Below are 12,535 nucleotides of genomic sequence, written 5' to 3' on the forward strand. Positions count from 1 at the left end.
AGCGCGCCGGTGCGCGAGAGGGTCCCGACGAGGGCGCCGTGGTGCAGCACCGGGGCGAAGTCGAGATCGGCCGCGACCATCAGGTCGAACGCCGCCCGGCCGGTGGTCACGTCGTCCGCGTCGAGGGAGGGGGCGGCGTGGTGCACGAGATCGCCGAGCCTGGCGTCGGACAGGGCCGTCGCGAGGCGCGAAGCGGGGACGCAGCCCCTGACCGTCCCGTCCTCCTCCTGCACGACGAAGCCGTGCCCCTCGACCGCGGGCAGGATCGCGAGGGCCTGCTCGACCGTGGTGGCCGGATCGGCGGTCAGGGCGCCCGAGAAGGCCACCGGCTGGTCCTTCACCCAGCGGATCGCGGCGTCGAGCGACTGGAGGGGCATGTCCTGCGGGAGGACGCCGAGACCCCCGCGACGGGCCAGGGCCGCCGCCAGCCGCGGCCCGGTCACGGAGTTCATGTTCGAGGAGACGAGGGGGATCGTCGCACCCGTGCCGTCGCCCGGTGCGAGCGAGACGTCGAGCCGGCTCGTGACCGAGGAGCGGCCCGGCACGAGGAAGACGTCGGAGTAGGTGAGATCGCCTGTGGGGGTTCCGCCGGAGAAACGCATGCCTCGAACGGTACTCCGACCCGCCCGCGGGGCTGCCGACCGAGATCCGGGATAGGCTTGACGACCGGGACGGGACCAGGCGACGAGGCCGGTCCTCACGGGCGAGGACGACGTTCTCGCAGGTGAGGTGCAGGCATCGAGGGATGCGCGGGCCCGTCCGGATGATCGAGGACGAATCAACGGAGAGAGTGGGCGATCGGCTGTGTCGAGCCAATTGACCGGAGTGGGAACAGACCAGGGCGCGGAGGACTTCGGGGCCAACGAGTGGCTCGTGGAGGAGCTGTACGAGCAGTACAGCGCCGACAAGGCCTCCGTGGACGAGTCCTGGTGGCCGATCCTGGAGCGCTACGGTCAGCAGCTGGCGGCGAAGTCGCCCGCCGCGGCAGCGCCTGCGGCCCCGGCCGCTCCGCCCCCCGCCGAGAAGCCCGCCGCGGCCGGCCCGTCGACGAGCGCAGGCGGTGCGGTGACCCATCCCGTCACCTCGCAGCAGCCGGGCGCCGCCCCCGTGTCGCGCACCACGTCCCAGGAGCCCAAGAAGGCCCCGATCCCCGCCGATGCACCCGTGGGCACGCCCGCCGCGGCCGAGGCGGAGGCGCAGGAGGAGGACGTCGTCACTCCCCTGCGCGGCATGGCGAAGAGCCTCGCGACCAACATGGACGCGAGCCTCACCATCCCCACCGCCACGAGCGTGCGCACGATCCCGGCGAAGCTGATGATCGACAACCGCATCGTGATCAACAACCACCTGCGCCGCACGCGCGGCGGCAAGGTCTCGTTCACCCACCTGATCGGCTGGGCGCTCATCCGCGCGCTCAAGGACTTCCCGAGCCAGAACGTCTACTACGACGAGCCCGGCGGCAAGCCCTCGGTCGTCGCGCCGGCGCACGTCAACCTCGGCATCGCGATCGACATGCCCAAGCCCGACGGCACCCGCGCGCTGCTCGTCCCGAGCATCAAGCGCGCCGACACCCTGAGCTTCACCGCCTACCTGTCGGCCTACGAGGACCTCGTCAAGCGCGCCCGCGGCAACAAGCTCGTCGCCGGCGACTTCGCCGGGACCACCCTGTCGCTGACCAACCCGGGCGGCATCGGCACGGTCCACTCCGTGCCCCGCCTGATGAAGGGCCAGGGCTGCATCATCGGCGCCGGCGCGCTGGAGTACCCGGCCGAGTTCCAGGGCTCGTCCGAGAAGACGCTCATCGAGCTGGGCATCGGCAAGACGATCACGCTCACCTCGACCTACGACCACCGCGTCATCCAGGGTGCGGGATCGGGCGAGTTCCTCAAGATCGTGCACGAGCTGCTGCTCGGCGGCCGCGGCTTCTACGAGGACATCTTCGCGGCGCTGCGCATCCCCTACGACCCGATCCACTGGTCGACCGACATCGCCGTCGACCTCGCCGAGCGCGTCTCGAAGACCTCGCGCGTGCAGGAGCTCATCAACTCGTTCCGCGTCCGCGGCCACCTCATGGCCGACGTCGACCCCCTCGAGTACGTGCAGCGATCGCACCCCGACCTCGCCATCGAGAGCCACGGGCTCACCTTCTGGGACCTCGACCGCGAGTTCGTGACCGACGGCTTCGGCGGCAAGCGCCAGCTCAAGCTGCGCGACATCCTCGGCATCCTGCGCGACTCCTACTGCCGCACCGTCGGCGTCGAGTACATGCACATCCAGGATCCGGAGCAGCGGGCCTGGATGCAGCAGAAGCTCGAGCGCGGCTACGAGAAGCCAGGCCACGACGAGCAGCTGCGCATCCTCGGCCGCCTCAACGAGGCCGAGGCCTTCGAGACCTTCCTGCAGACGAAGTACGTCGGCCAGAAGCGCTTCTCGCTCGAGGGCGGCGAGTCGCTCATCGCCCTTTTGGACGCCGTCCTCCAGGGCGCCGCCGACGAGAAGCTGGACGAGGTCGCGATCGGCATGGCGCACCGCGGTCGCCTGAACGTGCTGACCAACATCGCCGGCAAGACCTACGGCCAGATCTTCCGCGAGTTCGAGGGGACCCAGGACCCCAAGACGGTCCAGGGCTCCGGAGACGTGAAGTACCACCTCGGCACCGAGGGCACGTTCCGCGGCGCCGGCGGCGAGGAGATCCCCGTCTACCTGGCGGCGAACCCCTCCCACCTCGAGGCCGTCAACGGCGTGCTCGAGGGCGTGGTCCGCGCCAAGCAGGACCGCAAGCCCATCGGCACCTTCACCACCCTGCCGATCCTCGTCCACGGCGACGCGGCGATGGCGGGCCAGGGCGTGGTCGTCGAGACCCTGCAGATGTCGCAGCTGCGGGCCTACCGCACCGGCGGCACGATCCACATCAACATCAACAACCAGGTCGGCTTCACCACGCCTCCCCACGAGGCGCGCACCTCGATCTACTCCACCGACGGCGCGAAGACGATCCAGGCGCCGATCTTCCACGTGAACGGGGACGACCCCGAGGCCGTGGTCCACGTCGGCCAGCTCGCCTTCGAGTACCGCCAGCGGTTCCACCGCGACGTGGTCATCGACCTCATCTGCTACCGCCGCCGCGGTCACAACGAGGGCGACGACCCCTCGATGACGCAGCCGCTGATGTACAGCCTGATCGAGGCCAAGCGCTCGGTGCGCAAGCTCTACACCGAGGCTCTCATCGGGCGCGGCGACATCAGCCAGGAGGAGTACGACCGCTCGCACCAGGACTTCCAGGACCGCCTGGAGCGCGCCTTCGCCGAGACCCACGCGGCGCAGACCGGGGCGATCCCGGTGATCTCGCCCGATGGCGACTCCGTGGCGGACCTCGAGCTGCCGGACGCGCAGCAGGGCGAGGACTACCCGGGCGAGCCCGAGAGCACGGGCGTGAAGGAGGAGGTCGTCCGCCTGATCGGCGACGCCTTCAACAACCCGCCCGAGGGCTTCACCGTGCACCCCAAGCTCCAGCAGCTGCTGGCCAAGCGCCAGGAGATGAGCCGTTCCGGCTCCATCGACTGGGCGTTCGGCGAGCTGCTCGCGCTCGGCTCGCTCCTGATCGAGGACACTCCGGTGCGCCTCGTCGGCCAGGACACCCGCCGCGGCACCTTCGTGCAGCGCCACGCGGTGCTGCACGACCGCGGCAACGGCCAGGAGTGGCTGCCGCTGATGAACCTGTCCGAGCAGCAGGCCCGCCTGTGGATCTACGACTCGCTGCTGTCGGAGTACGCGGCGATGGCGTTCGAGTACGGCTACTCGGTCGAGCGCCCCGACTCCCTCGTTCTGTGGGAGGCGCAGTTCGGCGACTTCGCCAACGGCGCCCAGATCGTGATCGACGAGTTCATCTCGTCGGCCGAGCAGAAGTGGGGCCAGCGCTCGTCGCTCGTCCTGCTGCTGCCGCACGGCTACGAGGGTCAGGGCCCCGACCACTCCTCCGCCCGCATCGAGCGCTACCTGCAGATGTGCGCCGAGAACAACATGACGGTCGCCCGCCCCTCGACCCCGGCGTCGTACTTCCACCTGCTGCGCCGTCAGGCCTACTCGCGCCCGCGCCGGCCCCTGATCGTCTTCACTCCGAAGGCGATGCTGCGACTGCGCGGAGCGTCGAGCGCCGTCGAGGACTTCACCTCGGGCCGCTTCGAGCCGGTGCTGGACGACGCGCGGGTGCAGGACGCCTCCGCCGTCAAGCGCGTGCTGCTGCACGCCGGCAAGGTGCACTACGACCTCAAGGCGGAGCTCGAGAAGAAGCCGGACGACGGCATCGCCCTCGTGCGCCTCGAGCAGTACTACCCGGCTCCGATCGAGGGGCTGCGCGCGATCGCGGAGCGCTACCCCGACGCGGAGCTGGTGTGGGTGCAGGACGAGCCCGAGAACCAGGGCGCCTGGCCGTTCATCGCGCTCGAGGTCGCTCCGCAGCTCGGCCGCCCGATCCGGGTCGTGTCCCGTCCGTCGGCGGCGTCCCCCGCCGCCGGATCGGCCAAGCGCCACGCCTCGGAGCAGGCCGACCTGCTGTCGAGGGCCCTCACCCGCTGAGCTCCGGCTCGTGAAACGACGTTCGGCTCGTCAGAACCTCAAGTTCTGACGAGCCGAACGTGTTCCTGCGAGCCGGAGTGTGCGCGCCGAGGGCCGAGCGCCGAGGGGCGGCGAGCCCAGCGGAGTCGCCTTCCCGTGCCGGACGCGCGAGCGCGCCGGCCTGGAGGGTGCCGGCTACGCGCTGACGGACGCCGTCGAGTGCGTCGCCTGCGCGTCGCGCAGCATGCCGAGCACCTGGGCGCGGAGGTCCTCCGGCGCCGTCTCCTTGCACGCGCGCTGGACCGCGACGGTCAGCACGACGCCGACCTTCGCCTCGCCGGAGCAGTCCGGGCAGTTCGCCATGTGCTCGCGGATGTCGGCGGCGTCCTCCTTGCACAGCTCGTTGTGCAGGTACTCCTCGAGTTCTGCCTTCGCCTTGGTGCAACCGCAGTCGGTCATTTCGTGCTCCCGGAAGTGAAAGCGGCGCGGAACCCGCGCTCGCGTGCGTAGTCGGTGAGTCGTTCGCGCAGCATGCGGCGGCCGCGGTGCAGCCGGCTCATGACGGTCCCGACGGGGGTCTTCATGATGTCCGCGATCTCCTGGTAGGAGAATCCCTCGACATCGGCGAAATACACGGCGAGCCGGAAGTCCTCCGGGATCGCCTGCAGGGCCTCCTTGACGGCGGTGTCGGGGAGGTGGTCGATCGCCTCGGCCTCCGCCGAGCGGCTCGAGGTGGCCGTCGTCGACTCGGCACCGCCCAGCTGCCAGTCCTCGAGCTCGTCGATGGCGCTCTGGTACGGCTCGCGCTGCTTCTTGCGGTACGAGTTGATGAAGGTGTTGGTGAGGATCCGGTAGAGCCACGCCTTGAGGTTCGTGCCCTGCTCGAACTGGCGGAACGCTCCGAAAGCCTTGGCGAACGTCTCCTGGACGAGGTCCTGGGCGTCCGAGGGGTTCTTCGTCATCCGCAGACCGGCCGCGTAGAGCTGGTCGATGAAGGGGAGAGCCTGCTGCTCGAAGAGCGCGCGGAGGTCGACGGGGGCGTCGGGCTCGACGGTCGCGGCGTCGTCGAGGGACTCCTCGACGGTCTCCTCGATCGTCTGCTCCGCCTCGTCGGGCGCCGGCGCCTCGGCGGCGGTGCGGGGGCGTGTGGTGTCGTCGCGTGTCATCACAAGCGATCCTAAGCCGCGGGGGCTCGCGAGCACCGGGGTTGCCACTGCGCTCGGGAGCCGCGGGGGACGCTCGAGGACCGCTTCCGCTGATGCTGACGCCATGCTCCGCCTCCGTTCCTCCCCTGCCGACTATCCTGATAACCGATGGTCTTCTCGCGTTATTCCGCTCCCGAGTTCGATCCGTACGGCGACGCCCGCGCGCTCCCCGGAGAGGACGACTGGTCGGCGCCCACGGCACCCGGTGCGCTCGACGCGGTCGTCGAGCTCCCCGGCTCCAAGTCGCTGACGAACCGCGAGCTCGTGCTGTCGGCGCTCGCCTCGGCTCCGTCGACGCTCCGCGCACCGCTGCACTCCCGCGACAGCGCACTGATGATCGAGGCGCTCCGGTCGCTCGGCACCGGGGTGAGCGAGTCGGGCGCGACCGGCGCGTTCGGCGCCGACCTCGTCGTCGATCCCGCCGACGAGCTGCTGGGCTCCACGACGATCGACTGCGGACTCGCGGGCACGGTCATGCGCTTCGTCCCGCCGCTGGCGGGACTGGCGCTGGGTCCGACCACCTTCGACGGCGACGCGTACGCCTACAAGCGGCCGATGGGCGCGACGATCGCGTCCCTCCGCTCCCTGGGCGTCGATGTGGCCGACGACGGCCGCGGCTCCCTCCCCTTCACGGTGCACGGCTCCGGCTCGGTGCGCGGCGGCGATGTCACCGTCGACGCCTCCCGCTCGAGCCAGTTCGTCTCGGCGCTGCTGCTCGCGGGCGCCCGCTTCGACGAGGGCCTGCACCTGCGCCACGTCGGCGACCGCCTCCCCAGCCAGCCGCACATCGACATGACGATCGCGTCCCTCGCGGCGCGCGGTGTCGTCGTCGGCACGCCGGCTCCCGGCGAGTGGACGGTCGAGCCCCAGGAGATCTCGGGGGCCGACGTGCTGCTCGAGCCCGACCTCTCGAACGCCGCGCCCTTCCTGGCCGCGGCGCTCGTGACGGGCGGCCGGGTGCGCCTGCGCAACTGGCCCGCGACCACGACGCAGGTCGGCGCCCACCTCGAGCGCTTCCTCCCCCTCTTCGGCGCGACGGTCGAGCGCGACGGCGGCGACCTCGTCGTCACCGGCGGCGCCGAGATCCTCGGAGTCGACCTCGACCTGTCGGAGGGGGGCGAGCTCGCTCCGGCCCTGGCCGCACTGGCCGCACTCGCCTCGACTCCGAGCACGCTCACCGGCATCGGCCACATCCGGCACCACGAGACCGACCGCCTCGCCGCCCTCGCGGCCGAGATCACCGGCCTCGGCGGCTCCGTCACCGAGCTCGAGGACGGCCTGCGGCTCGAGCCCGCCCCGCTCCACGGCGGTCGCTGGCGCACCTACTCCGACCACCGCATGGCCCACGCCGGAGCGATCATCGGACTGGTCGTGCCCGGAGTGGCGATCGAGGACATCGCGACGACGTCCAAGACCCTCCCGCAGTTCCCCGAGCTGTGGCGCGCACTGGCGGGATCGGTCTAGCCGTGTCCTGGTGGACCGACAGCGGCCTGGACGCCGACGGAGTGCTCGACGACTTCGACGGCTACGACGAATCGGATGCGAGGGTCCGGCCGAACCCCAAGGGCACGAAGCCGCGGACCAAGAACCGGCCCAGCTACGAGGACGCCGAGATCGCGATGGTCCTCGGAGTCGACCGCGGCCGCTACACGGTGATGATCGGCGACGGCACGCCGGAGGAGCACGAGTTCACCGCCGCCAGGGCCCGGGAGCTCCGCCGCCAGGCGATCGTCGCGGGCGACCGGGTGGACGTCGTCGGCGACACCACGGGCGACGAGGGCACCCTCGCCCGGATCGTGCGGATCCGCGAGCGCTCGACGCTGCTGCGCCGCAGTGCCGACGACACCGACGCGATCGAGCGCGTCATCGTCGCGAACGCCGACCAGATGCTCTGCGTCGTCGCCGCCGCCGACCCCGAGCCGCGCACCCGGCTCGTCGACCGCTACCTGGTCGCCGCGTTCGACGCCGGCATCACGCCGATGCTCTGCATCACCAAGACCGACCTGGCCGACCCGGCCCCGTTCCTGAAGAACTTCGAGGGCCTGGACCTGCGCGTGTTCCTCTCGAGCCAGGACGAGCCCCCGGTCGACGAGATCGCCGAGGCGCTGCTCGGCCACGAGACGGTCGTCGTGGGCCACTCCGGCGTCGGCAAGTCCACGCTCGTGAACAAGCTGGTCCCGGATGCGCACCGCGCCACCGGCCACGTGAACACGGTGACCGGACGGGGCCGCCACACCTCCTCCTCCACCGTCTCGCTCCGCGTGGAGCGCGGCGACCGGCACGGCTGGGTGATCGACACCCCCGGTGTCCGCTCGTTCGGACTCGGCCACGTGAACACCGACAACATCCTCGGGGCCTTCACCACCCTCGCCGTCCTGGCCGAGGACTGCCCCCGCGGCTGCACGCACCTCCCGGACTCCCCCGACTGCGCGATCGTCGAGGCCGTCGAGAAGGGCCTGCTCGGCGCGAGCGGTCCCGAGCGCCTCGACTCGCTGCAGCGGCTCCTGACCACCTTCGCCCCCTCCGACGGAAGCAGACGATGACCGGTACGACCCTCCCCCCGATCCCCGCCGACGAGAGGCTCGCCGTCGGCGACACCGCTCCCGACGTCACCCTCCCCGACCAGGACGGGAAGCCCGTCGCCCTGGCCGACCTCCGCGGGAAGCGCGTGATCCTCTTCTTCTACCCGCAGGCGGACACCCCCGGCTGCACCACCGAGGCGTGCGACTTCCGCGACAGCGTGTCGTCGCTCCGCTCGCACGGCTACGAGGTCCTCGGGATCTCGCGGGACACCCCGGAGGCGCTGCGCCGCTGGGCGGACGAGCAGCACCTGGACTACCCGCTGCTGAGCGATCCCGACATGGCCGTCCACCGCGCCTACGGCGTCTGGGGCGAGAAGAACTCCTACGGCAAGACGGTCGTCGGCGTGCTGCGCTCGACCTTCGTGGTGGGCCCCGAGGGCGAGCTCGAGTTCGCGCAGTACAACGTGCGCGCCACGGGCCACGTGCAGGCGCTGCGCAAGAAGCTCAAGCTCGTCTGACCGTCGGGCGGTCGGCCGTCAGAAGCCCTCGTTGAAGCGCGGGGCGTAGTCGGCGCCGAGCGCCGTCAGCTCCTCGGCGGTCAGCTCGAGCTCGACCGAGGCCACCGCGTCCTCGAGGTGGTGCATCTTCGTCGCTCCGACGATGGGCGCCGTGACGGCCTCCTGCTGCCGGACCCAGGCCAGGGCTACCTGCGCGCGGGGCACTCCGCGCTCCTCGGCGATCCGGGCGACGGTGGCGGCCGTCGCCCGGTCCGCGTCCTCCTGCTGGTGGTACAGCGTCTTGCCGTACAGGTCCGTCTCGGTGCGTCCGGTCGTCTCGTCCCAGTCGCGGGTCAGACGACCGCGGGCGAGCGGCGACCACGGGATCACACCGACGCCCTGGTCGACGCAGAACGGGTGCAGCTCGCGCTCGTCCTCGCGCTGGATCAGGTTGTACTGGTCCTGCATCGAGACGAAGCGCGTCCAGCCGCCGAGATCGGCCGTGTACTGGGCCTTCGCGAACTGCCACGCCCACATGCTCGAGGCGCCGATGTAGCGGGCCTTCCCCGAGCGCACGATGTCGTGCAGCGTCTCCATCGTCTCCTCGATGGGCGTCTCCGGGTCCCAGCGGTGGATCTGGTAGAGGTCGACGTAGTCGGTGCCGAGCCGGCGCAGGCTGTCGTCGATCGCGCTGAGGATGTGGCGACGCGAGAGTCCTCCGCCGTTGGGCCCCGGGCGCATCCGTCCGTGGACCTTCGTGGCGATGACGACCTCCTCGCGGACCGCGAAGTCGGCGAGCGCGCGCCCGACGATCTCCTCACTCGTGCCGTCGGAGTAGATGTCCGCCGTGTCGAAGGTCGTGATGCCGAGCTCGAGCGCACGGCGCAGGAAAGGCCGCGACTCCTCCTCGCCCATGCTCCAGGCGTGCGCCCCGCGGTCCGAGACGCCGTAGCTCATGCAGCCGAGGATGACGGAGGAGACCTGGAGACCGCTGGAGCCGAGTCGGGCGTGCTGCATGGAGGAGCCTTCGTGTCGGGGACGGGACTCCTCAGCCTGACACCGCCGGGCGCCCGGCGCTAGGCGGGGTCGCGGCGGGTCGCGGCCACGACGCTGGGCAGGAAGATCATCGCGGTGGCGGCGAGGGAGGGAGCCAGCAGCGCCCAGCCGATGTCGGGTGCGGCGTACTGCCCCTGGAAGGCGCCGAGCGCGACGGCCATCTGCACGAGCTGCATCGTCAGGGCGGAGCCGCGCATCCAGCTCCGTCGGCGGATCGCACCGAGGGTGGTCGTCGCGGCCCAGCCCAGGGCGATCAGACCGAGCACCACGATGGCGATGCCGCCGCCCGGCGTGTCCGGACGGGTGGTGAGCAGCTCGAGCAGGAGCCACCCCGAGAGCAGCGCGACCGCGAGCGTCTCGAGGCCGAGGATCGCGATGAGCACCAGGAGCCCGAGAGGGCGCCCCGCGCTCTTCGAGCCGGTCGGAGTGCCGTTCCCATCAGTGATCACAGCCACATCCCATCCAGGACTCTTGATTCGGGTGAGCCACCATGAGAGGCTACTTGAGTTCGTTTCACCGCTCACAGGGTCGTGGGTTTCCGCAGATGTGAACAACCCGATCCTGTCGAGCCGCGAGGCCCGATCGCGACACGGGTGAGCTCGTCCGGATGAATCGAGCGCCACCCCGTCCACCACCCCGAACCGCCTTGCGCAGCCGCGTGAGGCCTCGTGGCGTGCGCCGGTGAGTGCGCTCGTGCCGTCCGCCTCCGAGGTCGATCATCGGCGTGACTCGATCATCTCACCCGAACACTGCGTGGTTCCTCCACGCACGCCTTCACACAAGGAGCACCTGCATGGACTGGCGCGACAAGGCCGCTTGCCTCACCGCTGACCCCGAGCTTTTCTTCCCCGTCGGGAACACCGGACCCGCGGTCGACCAGATCGAGAAGGCGAAGTCGGTGTGCGCCCGGTGCACCGTCACCGAGGTCTGCCTGCAGTACGCCCTCGAGACCGGACAGGACTCGGGCGTGTGGGGCGGCCTCAGCGAGGACGAGCGCCGCGCCCTCAAGCGCCGCGCCGCCCGCGCCCGCCGCGCCTCCTAGGCGCCCCGGCCGCTCGGCGGCCCGCAGCTCCCGACCCCCGCTCGCCCCTGGCGACGGGGGTCGCTCTGCTTCCCGGGCCGAGATGTCAGTCGCGGGAGCGGGCCAGCCAGCGCAGCGGCACCTCGATCGTGACCTCGGTGCCGCGACCGACCAGCGTGTGCCAGTCGATCGTGCCGCCGAGCTCGCCCTGGATGAGGGTGCGCACGATCTGCGTGCCGAGGCCCGAGCCCACCTTCCCCTCGGGCAGGCCCACCCCCGTGTCGCGGACCTTGACCGTGAGCACGTCGTCGTTGCGCGTCGCGACGATCTCGACGTCGCCCTCGCGTCCGGCAAGGCCGTGCTCGACCGCGTTCGTGACGAGCTCGGTCAGCGCCAGGGCGAGCGGAGTCGCGTACTCGCTCGGCAGGTTGCCGAAGCTCCCGCTGAGCTTGGGGTGCACGGTCGTGTTGTGCGTCGAGGCGACCTCCGCGATGAGCATCAGGACGCGGTCGAAGACCGCGTCGAAGTCGACGTCCTGGTTGAGGCCCTCCGACAGGGTGTCGTGCACGACGGCGATGGCGGCGACACGGCGCATGGCCTGCGTGAGCGCCTCGCGTGCGAGGTCGGAGTGGGTCCGGCGCGCCTGGATCCGCAGCAGCGACGCGACGGTCTGCAGGTTGTTCTTGACCCGGTGGTGGATCTCGCGGATCGTCGCGTCCTTGGTGATGAGCTCGCGCTCCTGGTGGCGCAGCTCGGTGACGTCGCGGCAGAGGACGACGGCACCGACCCGCTCACCGCGATCGCGGATGGGAATGGCGCGCAGCGACACCGTCACTCCGCGGGCCTCGATGTCGGTGCGCCACGGCGCGCGCCCGGTGACGACGAGGGGCAGGGACTCGTCGATGACGAGCTTCCCCTGGATGAGGCCGGTCGTCACCTCGGCGAGGGACTCCCCCTCGAGCTCGTCGGCGAAGCCGATGCGGTTGAACGCCGAGAGGGCGTTGGGGCTGGCGAACGTCGTGATGCCGTCGACGTCGAGGCGGATGAGCCCGTCGGAGGCGCGCGGCGCGCCTCGTCGGGGGCCGGTCGGGGCGCCCAGATCGGGGAAGTCGCCCGACGCGATCATCGAGAACAGGTCGTTCGCGCAGTCGTTGAACGTCAGCTCCTGACGGCTGGGGGTGCGCGTCTCGCTGAGGTTCGTGTGGCGGGTGACGACGGCGATCGGCCGGTCGGTGGTCTCGGGGTTCGACGCGCCCAGACGGCGGATGACCGGAACGGCCCGCACGCGGGTCGGGGTCTCCTCGAACCAGTCGGGAGCGGAGGTGTCGACGATGCGCGCGGTCTCGAACGCCTCGACGACCTGCGCGCGCCACTCCGACTTGATCCGCTGGCCGACGAAGTCCCGGTAGAAGAGCGTCGCCGCGCTGGAGGGGCGCGCATGCGCGACCGCGACGAAGCTGTCGTCCGCGGTGGGCACCCACAGCACGATGTCGGCGAAGGCCAGGTCGGCGAGCAGCTGGGCGTCGCCGACCAGGAGGTGGAGCCATTCGACGTCCGCGTCCGTGGAGCGGCCGTGGGCGAGGACGAGATCACTGAGGGTCGACACGACGACCAGCCTAAGCGCTCGGCGTCGGGCGTCCGGGCGGGCCGGAGCGGCCGCCGCCACCCGCGCGCCGCCCG

11 protein-coding genes are annotated in these 12,535 nt (G+C 71.1%); 5 read left to right on the forward strand and 6 right to left on the reverse strand.

All coding sequences use genetic code 11. The features are described from left to right. A partial coding sequence (locus IOC53_RS13375) for an IMP dehydrogenase (protein WP_207406436.1) occupies window positions 1-602 on the reverse strand: 602 nt, incomplete at its 3' end. A gap of 202 nt (window positions 603-804) precedes the next feature. Between IOC53_RS13375 and IOC53_RS13380 the strand changes: the two genes are divergently transcribed. Then, window positions 805-4,575, forward strand: a complete 3,771-nt coding sequence (locus IOC53_RS13380) for a multifunctional oxoglutarate decarboxylase/oxoglutarate dehydrogenase thiamine pyrophosphate-binding subunit/dihydrolipoyllysine-residue succinyltransferase subunit (RefSeq protein WP_207406437.1) — start codon at window positions 805-807, stop codon at window positions 4,573-4,575. Window positions 4,576-4,749: 174 nt separating this feature from the next. Here the strand turns inward: IOC53_RS13380 and IOC53_RS13385 are convergent, their stop codons facing one another. Both IOC53_RS13385 and IOC53_RS13390 read right to left on the reverse strand, forming a co-directional pair. Next, window positions 4,750-5,013: a zf-HC2 domain-containing protein gene (locus IOC53_RS13385; protein WP_207406439.1), complete on the reverse strand. Its 264-nt coding sequence runs from the start codon at window positions 5,011-5,013 to the stop codon at window positions 4,750-4,752. After that, the gene (locus IOC53_RS13390) at window positions 5,010-5,720 is read right to left on the reverse strand and encodes a sigma-70 family RNA polymerase sigma factor (RefSeq protein WP_207406441.1); all 711 of its coding nucleotides are present in this window, start codon (window positions 5,718-5,720) and stop codon (window positions 5,010-5,012) included. Before IOC53_RS13390 ends, IOC53_RS13385 begins: the two co-directional genes overlap by 4 nt. Window positions 5,721-5,867: 147 nt before the next feature. On the opposite strand from IOC53_RS13390, the gene aroA reads away from it, so the two are divergent. The 3 genes from aroA to bcp are packed head-to-tail and all read left to right on the forward strand — an operon-like array spanning window position 5,868 to window position 8,799. Next, a complete protein-coding gene (gene aroA, locus IOC53_RS13395) occupies window positions 5,868-7,223 on the forward strand; it encodes a 3-phosphoshikimate 1-carboxyvinyltransferase (protein ID WP_207406443.1) in 1,356 nt (451 codons plus the stop codon). 2 nt (window positions 7,224-7,225) lie between these two features. After that, window positions 7,226-8,302 carry a ribosome small subunit-dependent GTPase A gene (rsgA, locus tag IOC53_RS13400; protein WP_307786196.1) on the forward strand — a complete coding sequence of 359 codons (1,077 nt, stop codon included), beginning with the start codon at window positions 7,226-7,228 and terminating at the stop codon, window positions 8,300-8,302. Beyond that, the gene (gene bcp, locus IOC53_RS13405; protein WP_207406445.1) at window positions 8,299-8,799 is read left to right on the forward strand and encodes a thioredoxin-dependent thiol peroxidase; all 501 of its coding nucleotides are present in this window, start codon (window positions 8,299-8,301) and stop codon (window positions 8,797-8,799) included. The genes rsgA and bcp overlap by 4 nt, the downstream gene beginning before the upstream one ends. An 18-nt stretch (window positions 8,800-8,817) precedes the next feature. Here the strand turns inward: bcp and IOC53_RS13410 are convergent, their stop codons facing one another. Beyond that, the gene (locus tag IOC53_RS13410) at window positions 8,818-9,795 is read right to left on the reverse strand and encodes an aldo/keto reductase (protein WP_207406447.1); all 978 of its coding nucleotides are present in this window, start codon (window positions 9,793-9,795) and stop codon (window positions 8,818-8,820) included. A gap of 59 nt (window positions 9,796-9,854) precedes the next feature. Further along, window positions 9,855-10,283 (reverse strand): hypothetical protein, encoded by a 429-nt coding sequence (locus IOC53_RS13415; RefSeq protein ID WP_207406449.1) that lies wholly within the window; start codon window positions 10,281-10,283, stop codon window positions 9,855-9,857. 344 nt (window positions 10,284-10,627) lie between these two features. Between IOC53_RS13415 and IOC53_RS13420 the strand changes: the two genes are divergently transcribed. After that, on the forward strand, window positions 10,628-10,876 hold the full coding sequence (locus tag IOC53_RS13420) for a WhiB family transcriptional regulator (protein WP_055788231.1): 249 nt from the start codon (window positions 10,628-10,630) through the stop codon (window positions 10,874-10,876). A gap of 85 nt (window positions 10,877-10,961) precedes the next feature. On the opposite strand, the gene IOC53_RS13425 is transcribed toward IOC53_RS13420, so the two are convergent. Further along, window positions 10,962-12,461 carry a sensor histidine kinase gene (locus IOC53_RS13425; RefSeq protein WP_207406450.1) on the reverse strand — a complete coding sequence of 500 codons (1,500 nt, stop codon included), beginning with the start codon at window positions 12,459-12,461 and terminating at the stop codon, window positions 10,962-10,964. Window positions 12,462-12,535 lie beyond the last annotated feature (74 nt).

It is taken from the genome of Rathayibacter sp. SD072 (genome assembly GCF_017355185.1).
Lineage (GTDB): Bacteria > Actinomycetota > Actinomycetes > Actinomycetales > Microbacteriaceae > Rathayibacter.